Source organism: Pseudomonas sp. LBUM1641, assembly GCF_059716235.1.
This window is the reverse complement of the sequence record NZ_CP166815.1, coordinates 4,982,263-4,998,988: the sequence shown is the minus strand read 5'-3', so window position 1 is coordinate 4,998,988 and position 16,726 is coordinate 4,982,263. Positions and strand designations below refer to the sequence as shown.

Sequence of the window (16,726 nt, the reverse complement as noted above, 5' to 3'; positions counted from 1 at the left end):
CGCTCTTACAGCGGGTCACTTTGCAAAAGCGTGTACGGACCGGACACATGTGCGGGGACATGGTTGACACATTATGAACCGTAATCAGGCTGTTTCACGTCGATCGTTCGCAAAAAATGATGGCAGAAATAGACGTCAAATAGCCCGTCACTTTCAGTGTTGGGACGTAGTGCGATGTGATGTCCGGCCAGGCCTTTGGCGATCCTGAAATAGCGCTTCTGAAACTTAAATCGGCTGTGATAAACCTTGGCCTTTAAATCGTCCGGCCCGTACTCAAACGCCAAAAGCGTCTCCGGATAAGCCCAGGGGCTTTCTCGGTATCGGTCCATTGGAACCTTGTAACCCAGGGCTTGATGAGGGCGTTGATGGTTATAAACCTCTCGCCATTGATCGAGATTTGTTTGCGCCTCTGCAAGCGTCCGAAAATGGCGGCCGTTGAGCACTTCAGCCTTGAGTGACCGATGAAATCGTTCGATCTTTCCATTGGTTTGAGGGTGGAAAGGCCGACTGAAACTTACTCTGATACCTAGGCGAACAAGCCAGATACTCAGTTCCGTGATCTCCCCCTGATTACGCGGAGAGCCCCATGGGGGCCCGTTATCGACGTTGATGCGAGCTGGTAAACCGTAGCGCCGAAAAACCGCGATCAACTGCTCCTGTACCGTGGCTGTGCGCTCGTTGGCACAGGCTTTGATTGCCAAGTTGAAACGAGAATGGTCGTCCAAAACAGTTAGCGGATGGCATCGGCCTTGTTGCGTTGGGAAATGCCCTTTGAAATCCATCTGCCAAAGATCATTGGGCGCGTCGTGTTCAAACCTCAACCTTGCTGCCTGTAACTCTTTCGGGACCGTTTGAACCAAACCATGGCGATGTAAGACATTGGTGACAGTGCTAGGAGCGATACGCTTATCTAACAGATTGCTGATCGTGCGGCCGCCCCAGGCTGGATGCTCCCGCCTAATTGCCAAGACTTCAGTCTCCAGCGCGGGCTCGGTAAGTTTTGGGCTAGTGGCTGGCCTGCGGGATTTCTCCAGCAGACCTTGCTGGCCTTGTTCTTCGTAGCGACCGAGCCACTTGTACGCGGTTTGGGGACTGATACCGAACCGTCGACACAGTTCTCGTTTATTGCTGCCGGGTTGCCGGGCTAAGGCAACGAACTCTTTTTTCAGGCTCATGGCGTCTCTCGTATTCCAGGGCATGATGGTTTTCCGGCGTAGTTAGCTCGCCGAAAAGTGTCCACCATGTCCCCGTACACCCGTCAACCATGTGTCCGGTCCGTACAAAAAGCGCAAAAGTAACCAAAACGCTCTGCCCCGCCTGTCGGCGCCTCGCTAGGGCTCGGCGTTCCCTCACTCCGGCACCGCGAAGCGGGCCGCCGCGACGGGCCATCCATGGCCCGGAGCGGGTAAACCGGCGTCCTGCCGGTTTACCCGCTCCGCACTGCCTGCGTTCGGCCTCGGGCTGAATGGGGCAGTCAGATCAAGATCAAAAGCAAGAGCACAGCGGCCTACCGGCCGGCTTGAGTGTTAAGAGCAAAAGCAAAGCTGCTTTTCTGTTTTCTGTAGGAGCGGGCTTGCTCGCGAAAAACCTGAGGGCGCCGCGTTGAGTCAGGATGCCAACGTCATCGTTAACGACCTTCGCGAGCAAGCCCGCTCCCACATTTGAACCGTGCCCGCTTTAGCTTTTGATTTGGCTGTTGCTTCACCACACTCAAGCCGGCCGGTAGGCCGCTGTGCTGTTGATCTGCTTTTGATCTTGATCTTAGGCGCCCCGTTAAACCACGCTGGCCGAACGTAGGCAGTACGGAGCGGGTAAACCGGCAGGACGCCGGTTTAGCCGCGACGGGGCAGGGACGCCCCGTCGCGGCGGCCCGCTTCGTGCTGTCGGAGCTGAGGGCACACCGAGCATTAGCGAGGTGCCGAGTGGTGGGGCAAGAGCGATTTGCTTACTTTTGCGCTTTTCAAAAGTGAGCCGCTGTAAGAGCGGAACCAATACCAGCCATCACCCAAATAACGGATATGCCCCCCCCCGATCACTCAACCAAAAACTATTTCGGCCCCAGAATCTTCACCAGCTTATCCGGCGAAGGCGCCCCTTGCTGTTGCTGCAACCCACCCTTGTCATCCAGATAGAAAATCGCCGGCGTGGCCGACAACTCCAGCTCATCCATCAGCTTCATATTCGAATCAAGCTTTGCCTGGATAGCCGCCGGAATCTTCTCCAGCGCTTGCAACTTGCTGCCTTTACCGGCTGACTCATGGGCTTCCAACGCCTGCTGCGGATCCTTGGCTGCCAACAGCGCCGCCGACTTGCCCGGGCTGTCCTCACGAATAATCCCCACCATGATATGCCGCAGCTGCACCTTGCCCGACTTCACCCATGGCCGCGCCTGTTCCCAGAACATATTGCAGTACGGGCAGTTCGGATCACTGAACAGGTAAACGATGCGCGGCGCATCCTTGTTGCCATCCTGGATCCAGTTGCTGTGTTCCATCTTGGCCCAGACCTCCTTGGCCATCGGCGCATACACCAGCTTTTCCAGGGGCGCAGTGCTCAGGTCATTGCCGTCGGCGTCGTACAGGTTGCCGGCGATCACACTTTTACCGTCGGCAGTCAGGTACAACGCCATGCCACGGTTCTGGTATTGCGCCGCATAACCCGTGAGGCCGCTGGGGGCATCGAACTTGCCGATAATCTTGGCACCCTTGGCTTCAATGTTCTTGATCGGCGCCGGCCAGTCTTCAGCCTGGACGAGGGTGGCAGCCAGTGTCAGGGGTAACAGGGTCAGCAGGTGGCGGAGGCGGAGCATGGCGAATTCCTTGTGGTAGCCGGCTGGGCCGGTTTAGCGTTGATCGGTTCGAAGCGCTCCATGGCGCGGGCCAGGCTGGCTTGGGACAACTCGCCCAGGTGGCTGTTGATCAGGCGACCGTCCGGTTGGTAAAACAGGGTGGTAGGCAAAGCCATGGAGCCGACGGCCTGGCCGAGGCGGCCGCTGGCGTCGAACAGCACGTTGTCCAGGTTCAGGCCTTGGGTTGCGAGGTAGGTGGCGACGCTTTGCATGCTTTCGGCCTGGTTGACGAACAGGAAGGTCACGTCCGGGCGTTGGCGCTGGGCACTTTCCAGTACCGGCATTTCGCGCCGGCACGGCGGGCACCAGGTGGCCCAGAGATTGATCACCAGCGGGCCGCCCTTGTAGTCGGCCAGTTGCACGGTTTCGCCATTGGCGTTGCGCAGGGTGATGTCCGGCAGGTGCGTGCCTTTTTCGTAGAGGGTCAACGACAAACTGGTCAGGGCCCAGAACGCGAGGCCGGTGATCACGCTGGCGCTCAGTGGCTTGCGCAGCAGCGGGCGGCGCCAGCCGTAGATCAGGGCGCCAAGGATCAGCGCGATGACGCCGGGCCAGGCGAGAAAGCCGCCGTCCCGCAGGTCGACGATTTGCAGCGGGTCATTCTGGTAATACGACCAGTACATCAGCACGAAGCTGACGCGTGCGGCGAGCATGCCCACCAGAAACAGGGTGAACAGCACCGACTCCGGGTTCTCGCCGCCGCGCTTGGCCACCCGCCAGCCCACCAGGGTGGCGAGGATCAACGCCGTGATCAGCAGCAAGTGGTTCAGGGCGATGGCGAAGGTGCCGATGGTCAGTGTCAGCATCAGAGGGCTTCCCGGGCTTGGGTCCAGCGTTGCAGGAAGGCGGCGGCGTCGACTTCGCCGGTGATGCGCTGGGCGCGGCGCTCTTCACCGTCGGGGCCGATCCAGACGAAGCTCGGCGGGCCGGGGACTTTATAGCGGCCCAGCAGCTCGCGGCTGGCGGTGTTGTCGGCGGTGACGTCGAGGCGCAGCAGGCGCACCTCCTTGAGGGCGTCCATGACTTCGGGTTTGCCGAACACCTGTTTTTCCATGATCTTGCACGACACGCACCAGTCGGCGTAATAGTCCACCAGCACCCATTGGCCCTGGGCCTTGGCGCTGTCGAGTTGGCTTTGCAATACGGCCGGGTCGTTGATGGTCATGAAGGCGTCGTGGGCGCTGGGGGCACCGGCCACCCGCGAGCCGCTGTAGACCTTCAGCGGTTGCCACAGGTCGTCGCTGCCGCCGGCCGCGCCGATCACCAATACGCTGCCCCAGAGGCCGAGCACCAGCGAGCCGGCACCGAACAGCATGGCGGTGCGCCCGAAATCCTGGGCCAGGCGCCAGCCACAATAAGCCATGATCAGTGCCAGCACACCCCACAAGCCAAGCCACAGGGTTTCACCGACCACCGGGCGAATCATCAGCACGGCGGTGGCGAGGAACAGGAAACCGAAGATGCCCTTGAGGATGTTCATCCAGGTGCCGGGCTTGGGCAGGAAGCGGTTGCCCACGGTCACCAGCAGCAACAGTGGCACGCCGATGCCAATACCCATGGCAAACAGGATCAAGCCGCCGTGCAGGGCATTGCCGCTTTGGGCGATGTAGAGCAGGGCGCCGGCCAGGGGCGCGGTCATGCACGGGCCCACCAGCAATCCGGACAAGGCGCCAAGCACCCCGGCACCCACCAGGCTGCCGCCGCTCTGGTTGCGGCTGACGTTGTCGAGGCGGTCCCGCAGGAAGGCCGGTAGTTGCAGTTCAAAGAAGCCGAACATCGGCAGGGCCAGGATCACAAACAACGCGGCGAAGCTGCCGAGGATCCACGGCGTTTGCAGCAGGGCGGCGAGGTTGCCGCCGAGCAGTGCGGCCAATACGCCGAGGGCGGCGTACACCAGCGCCATGCACACCACGTAGCTGGCGGCCAGGGCAAAGCCGCGCCGTGGGCTGGCGCCGCTGCCTACCACAAGGCCGGCGAGAATCGGGAGCATCGGCAAGGAACACGGGGCAAAGGCCAGCAGCAGGCCCAGGCCGAAGAACACCAGCAGGCTCCAGCCCAGGCTGCGCTGTTGCAGGCCGCTCGCCAGGCTTTGGTCCTGGGCCTGGCCGGTAGCGGCTACGGCGGGGTTGCCACCCAGGTCAACGGTGATCGATTGCGGCGGGTAGCACAGGCCGGCATCGGCGCAGCCTTGCCAGCCGAGCTTGAGCTGGCCGGTGGCACCGGCGGGAATCTTCACTTCCAGGCCCTGGCGATAGACTTGCTGCTCACCGAAGAACTCGTCGCTGTGGGCTTCGCCTTGAGGCAGCGTCGGCTTCTCGGCCAGGCCATCGAATTTCATGCGCTGCTGGTACAGGTAGTAACCGTCGGCAATCTGCCAATACAGCTGGGTTTCGCCGGAGGCCAGACGCTCGGAGGTAAAGGTGAAGGCTTTGCCCACCGGGAGGAAGTCGGGTTTGGTCTCGAACGGATTGTTGCCCGGCGCGGCCTGGGCGAATCCAGCAAACACTACCAGCAGAAAGATAAACAGATGCCGCATGATCAAGCCTTAGTTCGAAGCAAGTGGGACACACAATGTGTGGTGTTGATTAACCGATGATTAACCGGTCTATCCTAGACAGTAGGGATTATCCGGGTTTACGCGTGCTGGCGGCATAATGCGCGCTTAATCCACTGCCTTTTTAATCACCCTCACATTTTGCAAAGGGTTCACCATGCACGTACTGGTCTGTGAAGACGACGAGCTGATCGCCAGCGGCATTGTTGCCGGGCTCAGCGCCCAAGGGCTGACCGTCGAGCGCGTCGGCACCGCCGCCGCTGCCCGGGCGATGCTCAAGGTCGCGGAGTTCGACGTGATGGTACTCGACCTCGGCCTGCCGGATGAAGACGGCTTGAAGCTGTTGCAGCAATTGCGCAGCCAGGGCCTGGAGATTCCGGTGCTGATCCTCACCGCGAGGGACTCGGTGACCAACCGCGTCGACGGCCTGCAGGCCGGTGCCGACGATTACCTGCTCAAGCCCTTCGACCTGCGGGAACTCGCCGCGCGCCTGCACACCTTGTTGCGTCGGGTGGCCGGGCGCAGCGTCAACCTGATCGAACACGGGCGGCTGACCTACAACCCCAGCAGCCGCGAAACGTTGCTGGGTGGCGAGTCGGTTGACCTGTCCCGCCGCGAGCAGGCGTTGTTGCAGGCCTTGCTGCAAAACCGCGGCCGGGTGCTGTCCAGCGAGCAGCTCAAAGACAGCGTCTACGGGCTTAACGACGAACTGGAAAGCAACGCCCTCAACGTGCACATCCACCACCTGCGGCGCAAACTCGGTAATGGCATCGTCGAGACCGTGCGTGGCCTTGGCTATCGCCTGGGCCCGGCTGACGGTGGAGAGGACGCTTCGTGATGAGCCTGCGCCTGCGGCTGACCTTCAAGCTCGGCGCGGCCTTTGTGCTGATCTGGGTCCTGGCGGCCGCGTGGATGCTCAACGACTTGCGCAACCAGATGATGTTCTCCCTCGATCAGCGCCTGGTCGCGTCGGCGCGCATGGTTGCCGGGCTGATGGAGCAGATGCCGGGCCTTTCCAGCACGGGTGAGGGCGCGCACTTCAGCGCCGAACAACTGAATGTACCGGGTGGTATGGCGTGCCAGGTCAGCTCGGTGCGCGGGGTGGTCCTCGCCCGCAGCCACACCACGCCGGACCAGGGCCTGGAGTCGCGCAAGAGCGGCTTTCGCGACCAGATGATTGATGGCGTGGGCTGGCGCAGCTTCACCCTGTCCCGTGGCGATTTGTTTATCACCACCGCCGACCGGCAGGTGGAGCGTGAAGCCTTGAACCTGTCGATCCTGCTGGCGGCTTCGGTGCCGGTGGGTGTGGCGCTGTTGGGCTGCCTATGCCTGTTGTGGCTGGGGATCGGCCAAAGCCTGTTGCCGCTCAACCGCATGCGTGACGCCTTGATGCGCCGCAGTGCCGACTCCCTCGAACCCTTGCAGATCAGCCCGCTGCCCAGCGAGCTTAAACCGCTGCTCGACACTCAGAACCAACTGCTGCAACGCATCGCCAAGACCATCGAGCGCGAACGCCGCTTGACCGGCGATGCGGCCCACGAGTTGCGCAGCCCGTTGACGGCGATCAAGACCCACCTGCAAGTGGCGCGCATGACCGAAGGCGCTGCCCGTGACCAGTCCCTGGCCCACGCCGAAGAAGGCGCCGATCGCTTGCACCGCACACTTGAGCAGTTACTGCTGCTGGCGCGGGTCGAAGGCAGCCTGTCGTTTGATGACGGCCTGCAATCGAGTGCCGAACAAGTTGCACAACTGGCGATCCAGGACGCCAATGGCGGCGAAAATCAGCGCATTGACCTGATCCTGGCAGATGGCCTGTCCGACAAACCGGTGGAAATGCCGGTGGGCCTGGCCGTCGCCGCCTTGCGCAACCTGCTGGACAACGCCTTGCGCCACACCCCGCCTGACACCCGGGTGGAACTGAGTGTGTCCAGCACTGGCGATAATGTGGTGTTCCGGGTGCGCGACCACGGCGCGCCGATTTCCAGTGAAGACTTGCAACACTTGACCCAGCGCTTCTGGCGCAACGGCAACAGCCCGGGATGCGGCCTGGGGCTGGCGATTGTCCAGGCAATCGTGCAGCGCTGCTCGTGCTCCTTGAAGTTCGACAGCCAGGCAGATGGCATGCGCGTCGACCTGGGCATGCCGTTGCGTCGCTGAACCTTCTTTTCACGGCACAAATAGCTACCGCCATCTTCAAGCGTAACGCTTCAGGATGGCGGTCATTTTTTTGTGTTTGAACGGGCTGAATGACTCAGCCTGTGTTGAAAAGGACAGCGCCTATGTTGGTCATCGATTCCACGTTTCCCGCAAAAGACTTTAACCAGCGCAATGGCGAAGCCGTGCGCCAGGTGATTGTGCATTACACCGCCGCGCCTTTTGCTTCGTCATTGCGTACGCTGACCCGTGACGGTGTCAGTGCGCACTACCTGTTGCCTGATCCCCATGACGCCAGCTACCGCGCCGCCGGCTACGACGAACTGCGGGTGTTCCGCCTGGTGCATGAAGCGCAGCGCGCCTGGCATGCCGGCGCCAGCCACTGGGCCGGGCGCGAGAACCTGAATAGCCGCTCGATCGGGATTGAAATTGTCAATCAGGCCCGGGATGAAGCCGGTGTGTTTACCTTTCCCGCGTATGGCCCTGAACAGATCGACGTGTTGATTGCCCTGATTCGCGACATTCAGGGGCGTTACCCGGCGATCGGTCCTACCGACATCCTCGGGCATTCCGACATTTCCTATTGGCGCAAGAGCGACCCCGGCCCCCGCTTGCCATGGCGCTGCCTGTTCGAGGCGGGCGTGGGGGCCTGGTATGAAGAGGTGGCCAAGATGGCCTATCAACGCCGGTTCGACATCGGCCTGCCGCCAGAGGTTGAAGTGGAGCGGGCGTTCCAGCGCTACGGTTATGCCCCGGCGAAAAATCGCCTGGGTTTCCAGCAGCGTGTCCGTGCGTTCCAGATGCATTTTCGGCCCTCTGACTACAGCGGGCGGCTGGATGCGCAGACCTGCGCGATTCTGTATGCCTTGAATGAAAAGTACACAGGACTATGAGGGTATTTCCCACATTCCTGTGGGGATAGACTGGCGTAAATGTGGGTTTTAACTCTGTGGGTGTAAATCCTCCCCTCGCTGATGCGTTTCCAGAACAGGAAATCCGTGCGTTGCCCTTGGGCCAGACGCCAACGGGTTGGCAGTTTGGTCACCATCATCAGCGTATTGAGGGATCTGGAAATGTCAGTCGCTACCAGCCGTATTGAAGAGACCCAAGCGGTCCCTGCGGAAACGCTCTACCAGTTCGACGAAACCCCGCTGCTGGCCCGCCAGCGCCAGCAGGAATCCAATGCCCGCAGCTACCCACGGCGCATTCCCCTGGCGCTCAAGCGCGCCCGCGGGATCTACGTCGAGGACGTCGAAGGCCGCAGCTTTATCGACTGCCTGGCCGGTGCCGGCACGCTGGCGCTGGGGCATAACCACCCGGTGGTGATCGAGGCCATTCGCCAGGTGTTGAGCGATGAATTGCCGTTGCACACCCTGGACCTGACCACGCCGGTCAAGGATCAGTTTGTGCAGGACCTGTTCGGCCTGTTGCCGCCGGCGTTGGCGCGGGAAGCCAAGATCCAGTTCTGCGGCCCAACCGGTACCGATGCGGTAGAAGCCGCGCTGAAACTGGTGCGCACCGCCACCGGCCGCAGCACGGTGTTGTCATTCCAGGGCGGTTATCACGGCATGAGCCAGGGCGCCCTGAGCCTGATGGGCAGCCTGGGGCCGAAAAAGCCGCTGGGTGCCTTGCTCAGTAATGGCGTGCAATTCCTGCCGTTTCCCTACGACTACCGTTGCCCGTTCGGGCTGGGTGGGGCGGAAGGGGTCAAGGTCAACCTGCATTACCTGGAAAACCTGCTCAACGACCCCGAGGCCGGTGTTTTGCTGCCGGCAGCAGTGATTGTTGAAGTGGTGCAGGGCGAGGGCGGCGTGATCCCGGCCGATCTCGACTGGCTGCGTGGCCTGCGCCGTGTTACCGAACAAGCCGGTGTGGCGCTGATCGTTGACGAAATCCAGAGCGGCTTTGGTCGTACCGGCAAGATGTTTGCTTTCGAACACGCCGGCATCGTCCCGGACGTGGTGGTGCTGTCCAAAGCTATCGGCGGCAGCCTGCCGCTGGCGGTGGTGGTGTATCGCGACTGGCTCGACACCTGGTTGCCAGGCGCCCATGCCGGGACCTTCCGTGGCAATCAGATGGCCATGGCCGCCGGGTCGGCGGTGATGCGCTACCTCAAGGATCACGACATTCCCGCCCACGCGGCGGCGATGGGCGAGCGCCTCGGCGAACACCTGCGCATCCTGCAGCGCGACTTCCCGCAGTTGGGGGACATTCGTGGCCGTGGGCTTATGCTCGGGGTGGAACTGGTGGACCCCGCCGGTGTGCCTGATACCCAGGGCCACCCGCCGGTGCATCGCCACCTGGCGCCACTGGTACAGCGCGAATGCCTCAAGCGCGGGTTGATTCTCGAACTGGGCGGGCGCCATGGCAGCGTTGTGCGTTTCCTGCCGCCGCTGGTGATTACCGCCGCAGAAATCGACCGTGTGGCCGAGATATTTGGTCGCGCCCTGGCGGCAGCGGTCGCCAGCCTCTAATTTTTTACCGGGCTGGCACGTTCTTTCTTACATCAGCTGTGCGTGGTGCGCAGCCAGCCTTACACCGACGGAGAACAGCAATGACCTCAGTATTCGACCGCGAAGACATCCTGTTTCAGGTAGTGGTCAACCATGAAGAACAATATTCCATCTGGCCCGACTACAAGGCCGTGCCGGAAGGCTGGCGCACCGTGGGCAAGAGCGGGATGAAGAAAGAGTGCCTGGCCTACATCGAAGAAGTGTGGACCGACATGCGTCCGTTGAGCCTGCGCCAGAAGATGGACAGCCAGGCGTTGGCGGGCTGAGCCAGGTCTCGGGCATCACATAGAACCCAATGTGGGAGCGGGCTTGCTCGCGAAGGCGTCGTGTCAGTCACTGTCTGTATTGACTGTCACACCGCTTTCGCGAGCAAGCCCGCTCCCACATTTACTGTGTTTCGCCTGTGAGAGGCGCGTTAAAGGGCCTTGATCACCTGATCCACATTGCCTTCCAGCTCTGCCACCGGGTCGCCGCCATCGGTGCCCAGCACCAGCAACTTCGTCCCGCCCGCCGCAACAGCTGCCTGCACTGCATCGCTTGGCTGGCGATGATGCAACACCACGGCTACTTCATTTTCCTTCAAGCTTGCAGTCAGTTGTTGCAACGCCTCGGGTGTCCATTCGGTATCAGCCCGCGCATCGGTGCTGACCAGCTCCAGATTCAAGCCACTGACGAGGTAACCAAAGTGATCGCTCAGGCTGACCACCGTCAGGTTGTCGGCCTTGGCCAGTCGCGCCTCGCTGTCGGCCGTGAGCTTGAGCAGGCGTTGCTTGAGGCCGGCCAGGTTGGCCTCGATCTGCGGCTTGGCCTCGGGTGCCAGGCGGCTCAGGTCGGCGGCCATCACATCGGCCATGCGTCCCATGTTGTTGCTCGCTTGCCACGGCTGGCTGTTCAAACCGTCGATGGCGCCCGGCTGCACGGCAATCCCCGGTAAACCACCGTCCACCGGGCGGGCAGCGTCGACTTCTATGATGCGGATATTGCTGCGCCGGGCCACCGGATACAGCGGGTCATCCGGCCACAACGAGCGCAGGCCGATGGCCGCGTCGGCGTCCAGCGCCAGGGTGTTCAATGCCTGCGCACCGCGCCCGGTGAAATAGGCGACTTGCCGCGAGCCGGGCAGGTTGGCCGGTGCCGCGCGTTCAAGTTGCACATCGGTGCCTTTGAGCAGCACCTGCGCCAGGCCGTAAGTAATCGGCAGTGCGGCGAGTACTTTCACCGGCTTTAACCCGTGGGCCTTGTTCAGGGCGGCATGGCCAACGCCTTGGTTGGCGGTGATCTGCAACGGCTTGACGCCGTCGGCAGCGAACGCCGGTGTGGCGATTGCCAGGGCCAGCAGCAGTGGTCGAAAAATCGGGCGCATTATCCAAGATTCCCTTTCAGGCTGGGGAGCGTGCCGCGAGCGATGGCGGCGAGGGCGAAGGCGATACCAGCTACCAGAATGATTGCGGCACCGGACGGAATCGGCAGGTCGAAGATGATTGGCAGCAGGATCCCGCACAGGGTGCTGACGGTGGCAATCACCACCGAGATCCAGAAGAACCCCTTGAGCGACTGGCTCAACAGGCGTGCGGCGGCCGCCGGAATCACCAGCAACGCACCCACCAGGATCGCGCCGATGACCTTGACTGCCGCAACGGTGATCAGCGTCACCAGGATCACGAACAGATAATCCAGGGTTTTCACCGCTACCCCGCGCACCGCCGCCAGTTGCGGGTTGAAGCTGGCCAGCATGATGCGGTTGTACAGCGGCAGGGCCAGGGCCATCACCAGTGAGCCGACAATCGCCAGCACCAGCAGGTCATTGCCGTTCACTGTCAGCACCGAGCCGAACAGCACGTTTTCAAGGATGTGCACGTTGATCTTGCCCGCCAGAATCAGCAGCAGGCTCGCGCCCAGGGCCAGGGACACCGACAGGAACACGCCGATCAAGGTGTCCGGCGCCAGGCCGGTGCGGTTGCGCAAGTAGTTGAGCAGGATCCCGAACAACAGGCAGTAGCCAAACAGGCTGCCGTAAGGCCCGGTGTAGGGTTCACCCAGCAGAATGCCCACGGCCACGCCGGTCAGTGCGGCATGGCCCACGGCTTCGGAAAAGAACGCAAAGCGCTTGACCACCACCAGGGTGCCCAAACCGCCCAGCACCGGGCCGATCAGCAGCCCGGCCAGCAGCGCGTTGACCACAAACCCATAGGCCAGTGCTTCCGGTAAATACCCGGAAGACGCCCAGCCCTGGACCATCAAGCGAAAGGCTTCGTAGCTCATAAGGCCGGGCTCCGTGGGTGGGTGGAGAACAGGGTCAGCAGGCGGTCCGGGGTCAGCGCCTCCTTGGGCGTGGCGTCGAACAGCACGCGGCGGTTCAGCCCGGTGACGCGGTCAGCCAGGCGGCCGACGGCTTCCAGATCGTGTTCGATCCACAGCACGGTGATCCCGGCCTGGCGCCAGTCGCTCAGCAAGCGCTCGAACACCTGGATACCGGCTTCATCCAGCGCCGACATCGGTTCGTCCAGCACCAGCAATTGCGGCGCCGGGATCAAGCCTTGTGCCAGCAGAACGCGCTGGCGTTCACCACCCGACAGGGCACCCATGCGCCGTTTGCGCTTGTCCTGCATGCCGACCCGCTCCAGTGCGTCGCCAATCGCGGCAGCGTAGTGTTTGGACAACCCGAGAAAGGCCGGACGCCGCTGGCACATCGCAGCCATGAAATCGTCGACAGTCATCGGCAAGCCCCGGTCGAACTCCAGCGCCTGGGGCACGTAGCCGATGGTGCCGGGTGCCTCCGGCCAGTGCAGGCTCAATTGGCCCTGGTGCGGCGTTTGCCCCAGCAAGGTCTTGATCAGCGAGCTTTTTCCGCCGCCGTTGGGCCCCACCAGCGCATGAATACTGCCGGGCTGGACCTGGAAGCTCACCGCGTCGAGGATCACGGTACGGCCCAGGGTCAGTGCCACATTTTTGAAGTCGAGGGTCGGGCCAACGCTGGCCACGCTCAAGTGTTCAGCCGCCGTCATGCCCCGGACTCCTGAATCGCCCGCACCACGGTATTGAGGTTGCCGGTCATTTCCACTTCGTACTTTTCAGGGCTGTAGTCGCCATAGGAGATGTGCGACAGCGGGTACAGCTTCACCCCGGATTCACGCTGGATGGTGTCGACGTAGCTGGACGGGAAGTCCATCTCCGAGAAAATCACTTTCACGTCCAGCTCCCGCAGTTGGTCGATGGTTTTCTTCAACTGGCTGGGGCTCGGCTCGATCCCATGGGCCGGCTCCACCACGGCAGTGACTTCCAGGCCGAACTCCCGCAGCAGGTAGTCATACGCCGCGTGCACCGTAGCCACCCGCAGGTCGGGGTTGGGTGCGCTGGTGAGTTTGGCCAGGGCGTCGGCGCGCATCTGGCGCAGGCGCTTGCCGTAGGCGCGGGCGTTCTGGGTGTAGGTCTTGGCGTTGTCCGGGTCGAGTTTGCCCAGTTCCCGGGCAATGTTGTTCACCTGGGCAATCGAGGCGCTGATGGACAGGAAGGTGTGCGGGTTGACCACCTTGCCGGCACCGCGCGCGGCGTTGCCGGTGGCGGCCAGCAGCGGCACGTTGGCGTTGGCTTCGATCACCGGGATGTCCGGGCGCTCACTGGTGGCGATCATGCGGTCGGCGAAATCGTCATGGCCGACACCATTGAGCACGATCACATCCAGGGTGCCAATGCGCTTGATGTCTTCGGCACGGGGCTCGTAGGCGTGGGGGTTGAAGCCGGCCGGAATCAACGGCACGACTTCAGCTTTGTCCCCGACGATATTGGCCACGTAGCTGTAATAAGGATGCAGGGTGATGCCGATGCGCAGGCGTTTGGCAGGGTCGGCACTCGCGAATGGGGCCAGCAGCACGGTAATCAGGCCGACCAGCACCAGGCGTAATAATGGAGATGAAATAGACATGGTCTTCTCTCGCTACAGCGTGAATTCAATGACGATGCTGGCGGGTGACACCGGCATCGAATTGCGCGACCACTTGCTGCCAGCCCGCGCTGATCAGCGCCTGGTCAGTGAGGTCGGTGGGGGCGGTGAGGTTGGCGCTGCGGTTGAGCCAGATATCCGGCTCGGCACCACGGATGCGCATCAACAACGAACCGCTGAGGTCCGGTGTCTGGCTCAGGCCCAGGTAGGCCGCGTCCAGCAACTGCCAGCGGTGGTCGCCGCGGCTCACCGAGCTGGCGTCCTGGGCGAAGGGCGCGAATCCCTCTTCGGCCAGCTGTTCAGGCGTCGGCAGGGCGCTGTGTTCCTCCTGCAGCAAGTGGATTTCATCCAGGGTCACCCGCAGGTCGGCATAGATGCCTTGCTCGGCGGCGCTGAGGTCGCGGCGGGCGTCTAGTTGGTGGCTGGGCACGGCGGCGATCTCCTGGCTTTCACCGCGCATGGCCACCACGGTGCCGGCAACGGCGAGGATGATCAGGCACAACAGCAGGACATACAGGGTTTCGTGGCCGGCACCGGCAGGGCGCACGACTTGGGTTGTACGGCTCATTGGGGCTGGATATCCGCTTGGTCGATTTCCACAACGTGGCCGGGGCCCGCATCAAACAATACGTAGAACTCGGCGGAGGGTTTCTTGAAGGTCAGCTTCGAGTCTTCACCCAGCTTGCCGGGCACCAGGATGGTCTCGTCGTAGCCGATCACGTCCAGGGTCACGCCGGGGGCGCCGCTGCCATCGGAGAAACCGCCGGTGCACTGGATCTGCTCGCCGGGGATTTCCTTGCATTCGCACATCGGGTTGTGGGCCAGGGCAACGGTGCTGAAGCCGGCACTGAGGATCAGCGCGCCAACGGTGCGGGCCAGTTGCGGCAAAGTCATGGTTTAACTCCTCGTTTTTTCAGCCAGTCGATGGTGGCCGGCGATGCCTGGCTCAAGGGAATGGAAGCCTGGTGCATGGCGCCGTCCCAGCCTTCCATGGTGATCCACACTTCGGCGTCCAGTGGGGTGCGTTCGGGGATCGGCAGCATGGCGCCCATGCGATACGGTGTGCCGAAGAAGATCACCCCGGCGGCCCGCAGGCTGCGAGGCTTGCCGATGCGCAGGTAGGTCGCCTTGACCTGGTCGATGCAAGTGGCGCACAGGGCGGCATTGAAGGATTTCATCGGCCCCGCCGGGTCGGGGCGCGGGGCCTCGTTACGCAGTTCGGCGAGCTTCACGCTCCACGGGCCGACCTGCACTTCGCCTATCTCCCGCTCGCCAAGACCGCTGTCACCGCGAAACAGCGCGGCGTCGGCAAAGTACTTGGGCATAAAGCCCAGGGGCACCAAAATCAGCAGGATATTGATGTGGAAGCGCCACCTTAGCCAGAAGGCATGCAGGGGAGAGGGCGGGTTAATCGTCGTGGCCTTGTTCATCGGTTGCCCTCCGTGGTTTCAGCCTGTCCAAGCGGATTTTCCAGCGGTTGCCGGCGCACCTTGGCGCTACGCTTGAGTGCGTTGAGCGTGGCCAGCGCTGTGCGTTTGCTCCAGATCAGCAGACCGCTCAAGACCATCATGCTCAGTACCAGACCGAAGAAAAACCAGATCATCTTGATCCACAGTCCGCCAAAATCCCCGGTGTGCAGCGGGCGCATGGATTCGGTGACGAACTCCAGGCCGGAGCGGTCGGACAGCAGGTGCGAGGCGGCGATTTCGCCGTTGTAAGGGTTGATTTGCGCGGTTTGGTACATCAGTGGGTACCAGCCCCGGCCACCAATCATCAAATGGCTATAGGCCGTCGCCGGCAGGCTGACGAAACTGGCTTCCAGGCCTGGAATGCGCTGGGTGGCGATGTCGATTGCCTCGTCTAGAGGAATCATCGGCGCGCGCACGCCCGTGCTGGACAGTGGCACCTTGTCCCGGGTGATCACCGGGACAATTGGTTCACTGGAAATCGAGATCTGGTTATCGAAGAGAATCGCCTGAATCAGAAACCAGGTGCCGGTTATGGAAATGACTGCAATAAACCAGATCGACCAGATCCCGCTCAATCGGTGAAAGTCACCCCAGAAGATTCGCGCGCCATGGTTGAAACGCAGGGTCGGCTTGAAAAAGCCTTTCCAGAAACGCTTGTAGACCACCAGGCCCGTAACCAGCGAGGCCAGCAGCGGCAAACCCAGCAACGAGACCAGGTACCAGCCCCAACTGAAACCGTTGGTGAACGGCACCAGCCACCAGCCGTGCAGTGCGCGGGTGAATTGTTGGAAGTCGAACGCCGGGGCGATCCCCTGGATCACCCCGGTGTAGGGGTTGACAAACACTTCTACGGTTCGTCCGTCGGGATAGGCCACGTTCGAGGTCAGGGCGAAATGCGACTCGTCGGGGCGGCTCAGGGATTTGACGATGGTCTGCGGCTCGGCGCGGTTCATGGCCTCGATGACTTGTTCGTAGCTGAGCAGTTCGGCATCGTCCGACGGCTTGCTGGCGCGGATGTCCGGGTTGGCTAGCCAGACGATTTCCTGGCTGACCACCGCCAGGGTGCCAGTGACGCAGACGATCAGCACAAAGAACCAGATGGGCAATGCCAGCCAGCTGTGCACGAGAAACCAGAGTTTTGAGCGTGACTTCTTCGACATGTGAATGAGGGTCTTGATCGGAGGGGGGCAGTAAAGGCCCGGAAAACGCCGCCCGTAGCTTTTGCTGACGCGAGCGGCTGTATCTAAG

17 protein-coding genes are annotated in these 16,726 nt (G+C 62.1%); 5 read left to right on the top strand and 12 right to left on the bottom strand.

What is annotated here, in order from left to right; genetic code table 11:
• Positions 1 to 71: 71 nt before the first annotated feature.
• From ACA046_RS22870 to dsbD, 4 genes are all read right to left on the bottom strand, one after another.
• Positions 72 to 1,199 (bottom strand): IS481 family transposase, encoded by a 1,128-nt coding sequence (locus ACA046_RS22870; protein WP_497675042.1) that lies wholly within the window; start codon positions 1,197 to 1,199, stop codon positions 72 to 74.
• 848 nt (positions 1,200 to 2,047) lie between these two features.
• On the bottom strand, positions 2,048 to 2,809 hold the full coding sequence (gene dsbG / locus ACA046_RS22865) for a thiol:disulfide interchange protein DsbG (RefSeq protein WP_076015323.1): 762 nt from the start codon (positions 2,807 to 2,809) through the stop codon (positions 2,048 to 2,050).
• Positions 2,785 to 3,654, bottom strand: a complete 870-nt coding sequence (locus ACA046_RS22860) for a TlpA family protein disulfide reductase (RefSeq protein ID WP_497675041.1) — start codon at positions 3,652 to 3,654, stop codon at positions 2,785 to 2,787. The genes dsbG and ACA046_RS22860 overlap by 25 nt, the downstream gene beginning before the upstream one ends.
• Positions 3,654 to 5,384, bottom strand: a complete 1,731-nt coding sequence (gene dsbD / locus ACA046_RS22855) for a protein-disulfide reductase DsbD (protein WP_459022659.1) — start codon at positions 5,382 to 5,384, stop codon at positions 3,654 to 3,656. The genes ACA046_RS22860 and dsbD overlap by 1 nt, the downstream gene beginning before the upstream one ends.
• 175 nt (positions 5,385 to 5,559) lie before the next feature.
• Here dsbD and ACA046_RS22850 point away from each other — a divergent pair, with 175 nt between their 5' ends.
• The 5 genes from ACA046_RS22850 to ACA046_RS22830 all read left to right on the top strand — a co-directional run bounded on the left by ACA046_RS22850 (position 5,560) and on the right by ACA046_RS22830 (position 10,335).
• Entirely contained in the window at positions 5,560 to 6,240 is a 681-nt protein-coding gene (locus ACA046_RS22850; protein WP_003209011.1) for a response regulator, read from the top strand.
• Complete coding sequence (locus ACA046_RS22845; RefSeq protein WP_497675040.1) at positions 6,240 to 7,559, top strand: ATP-binding protein; 1,320 nt, start codon at positions 6,240 to 6,242, stop codon at positions 7,557 to 7,559. The genes ACA046_RS22850 and ACA046_RS22845 overlap by 1 nt, the downstream gene beginning before the upstream one ends.
• A 122-nt stretch (positions 7,560 to 7,681) precedes the next feature.
• Positions 7,682 to 8,449 carry an N-acetylmuramoyl-L-alanine amidase gene (locus tag ACA046_RS22840; protein WP_497675039.1) on the top strand — a complete coding sequence of 256 codons (768 nt, stop codon included), beginning with the start codon at positions 7,682 to 7,684 and terminating at the stop codon, positions 8,447 to 8,449.
• Between the two features lie 180 nt (positions 8,450 to 8,629).
• The gene (locus tag ACA046_RS22835; protein ID WP_497675038.1) at positions 8,630 to 10,030 is read left to right on the top strand and encodes an aspartate aminotransferase family protein; all 1,401 of its coding nucleotides are present in this window, start codon (positions 8,630 to 8,632) and stop codon (positions 10,028 to 10,030) included.
• Positions 10,031 to 10,110: 80 nt separating this feature from the next.
• The gene (locus tag ACA046_RS22830) at positions 10,111 to 10,335 is read left to right on the top strand and encodes an MbtH family protein (protein ID WP_003209001.1); all 225 of its coding nucleotides are present in this window, start codon (positions 10,111 to 10,113) and stop codon (positions 10,333 to 10,335) included.
• A 149-nt stretch (positions 10,336 to 10,484) separates the two neighbouring features.
• Here the strand turns inward: ACA046_RS22830 and ACA046_RS22825 are convergent, their stop codons facing one another.
• The 8 genes from ACA046_RS22825 to ACA046_RS22790 are packed head-to-tail and all read right to left on the bottom strand — an operon-like array spanning position 10,485 to position 16,638.
• Positions 10,485 to 11,432, bottom strand: a complete 948-nt coding sequence (locus tag ACA046_RS22825) for a metal ABC transporter solute-binding protein, Zn/Mn family (protein WP_497675037.1) — start codon at positions 11,430 to 11,432, stop codon at positions 10,485 to 10,487.
• Positions 11,432 to 12,331: a metal ABC transporter permease gene (locus ACA046_RS22820; RefSeq protein ID WP_497675036.1), complete on the bottom strand. Its 900-nt coding sequence runs from the start codon at positions 12,329 to 12,331 to the stop codon at positions 11,432 to 11,434. The genes ACA046_RS22825 and ACA046_RS22820 overlap by 1 nt, the downstream gene beginning before the upstream one ends.
• Positions 12,328 to 13,074: a metal ABC transporter ATP-binding protein gene (locus ACA046_RS22815; protein WP_497675035.1), complete on the bottom strand. Its 747-nt coding sequence runs from the start codon at positions 13,072 to 13,074 to the stop codon at positions 12,328 to 12,330. Before ACA046_RS22815 ends, ACA046_RS22820 begins: the two co-directional genes overlap by 4 nt.
• On the bottom strand, positions 13,071 to 13,991 hold the full coding sequence (locus tag ACA046_RS22810; RefSeq protein WP_459022647.1) for a metal ABC transporter substrate-binding protein: 921 nt from the start codon (positions 13,989 to 13,991) through the stop codon (positions 13,071 to 13,073). The genes ACA046_RS22815 and ACA046_RS22810 overlap by 4 nt, the downstream gene beginning before the upstream one ends.
• 25 nt (positions 13,992 to 14,016) lie before the next feature.
• The gene (locus ACA046_RS22805) at positions 14,017 to 14,577 is read right to left on the bottom strand and encodes a DUF6162 family protein (protein WP_497675034.1); all 561 of its coding nucleotides are present in this window, start codon (positions 14,575 to 14,577) and stop codon (positions 14,017 to 14,019) included.
• Positions 14,574 to 14,903 carry a hypothetical protein gene (locus ACA046_RS22800; RefSeq protein ID WP_459022645.1) on the bottom strand — a complete coding sequence of 110 codons (330 nt, stop codon included), beginning with the start codon at positions 14,901 to 14,903 and terminating at the stop codon, positions 14,574 to 14,576. The genes ACA046_RS22805 and ACA046_RS22800 overlap by 4 nt, the downstream gene beginning before the upstream one ends.
• Positions 14,900 to 15,439 (bottom strand): PA2404 family protein, encoded by a 540-nt coding sequence (locus tag ACA046_RS22795; protein ID WP_459022644.1) that lies wholly within the window; start codon positions 15,437 to 15,439, stop codon positions 14,900 to 14,902. The genes ACA046_RS22800 and ACA046_RS22795 overlap by 4 nt, the downstream gene beginning before the upstream one ends.
• The gene (locus tag ACA046_RS22790) at positions 15,436 to 16,638 is read right to left on the bottom strand and encodes a PepSY-associated TM helix domain-containing protein (RefSeq protein WP_459022643.1); all 1,203 of its coding nucleotides are present in this window, start codon (positions 16,636 to 16,638) and stop codon (positions 15,436 to 15,438) included. The genes ACA046_RS22795 and ACA046_RS22790 overlap by 4 nt, the downstream gene beginning before the upstream one ends.
• Positions 16,639 to 16,726: the final 88 nt, after the last annotated feature.

Excerpts from the sequence above, each read along its gene's own strand:
- ACA046_RS22805 (WP_497675034.1), bottom strand. The coding sequence starts at position 14,577 with ATGAGCCGTACAACCCAAGTCGTGCGCCCTGCCGGTGCCGGCCACGAA.
- ACA046_RS22810 (WP_459022647.1), bottom strand. The coding sequence starts at position 13,991 with ATGTCTATTTCATCTCCATTATTACGCCTGGTGCTGGTCGGCCTGATT.
- ACA046_RS22845 (WP_497675040.1), top strand. The coding sequence starts at position 6,240 with ATGAGCCTGCGCCTGCGGCTGACCTTCAAGCTCGGCGCGGCCTTTGTG.
- ACA046_RS22820 (WP_497675036.1), bottom strand. The coding sequence starts at position 12,331 with ATGAGCTACGAAGCCTTTCGCTTGATGGTCCAGGGCTGGGCGTCTTCC.
- ACA046_RS22860 (WP_497675041.1), bottom strand. The coding sequence starts at position 3,654 with ATGCTGACACTGACCATCGGCACCTTCGCCATCGCCCTGAACCACTTG.
- ACA046_RS22795 (WP_459022644.1), bottom strand. The coding sequence starts at position 15,439 with ATGAACAAGGCCACGACGATTAACCCGCCCTCTCCCCTGCATGCCTTC.
- ACA046_RS22870 (WP_497675042.1), bottom strand. The coding sequence starts at position 1,199 with ATGCCCTGGAATACGAGAGACGCCATGAGCCTGAAAAAAGAGTTCGTT.
- dsbD (WP_459022659.1), bottom strand. The coding sequence starts at position 5,384 with ATGCGGCATCTGTTTATCTTTCTGCTGGTAGTGTTTGCTGGATTCGCC.
- dsbG (WP_076015323.1), bottom strand. The coding sequence starts at position 2,809 with ATGCTCCGCCTCCGCCACCTGCTGACCCTGTTACCCCTGACACTGGCT.
- ACA046_RS22825 (WP_497675037.1), bottom strand. The coding sequence starts at position 11,432 with ATGCGCCCGATTTTTCGACCACTGCTGCTGGCCCTGGCAATCGCCACA.
- ACA046_RS22790 (WP_459022643.1), bottom strand. The coding sequence starts at position 16,638 with ATGTCGAAGAAGTCACGCTCAAAACTCTGGTTTCTCGTGCACAGCTGG.
- ACA046_RS22800 (WP_459022645.1), bottom strand. The coding sequence starts at position 14,903 with ATGACTTTGCCGCAACTGGCCCGCACCGTTGGCGCGCTGATCCTCAGT.
- ACA046_RS22830 (WP_003209001.1), top strand. The coding sequence starts at position 10,111 with ATGACCTCAGTATTCGACCGCGAAGACATCCTGTTTCAGGTAGTGGTC.
- ACA046_RS22815 (WP_497675035.1), bottom strand. The coding sequence starts at position 13,074 with ATGACGGCGGCTGAACACTTGAGCGTGGCCAGCGTTGGCCCGACCCTC.
- ACA046_RS22850 (WP_003209011.1), top strand. The coding sequence starts at position 5,560 with ATGCACGTACTGGTCTGTGAAGACGACGAGCTGATCGCCAGCGGCATT.
- ACA046_RS22835 (WP_497675038.1), top strand. The coding sequence starts at position 8,630 with ATGTCAGTCGCTACCAGCCGTATTGAAGAGACCCAAGCGGTCCCTGCG.
- ACA046_RS22840 (WP_497675039.1), top strand. The coding sequence starts at position 7,682 with ATGTTGGTCATCGATTCCACGTTTCCCGCAAAAGACTTTAACCAGCGC.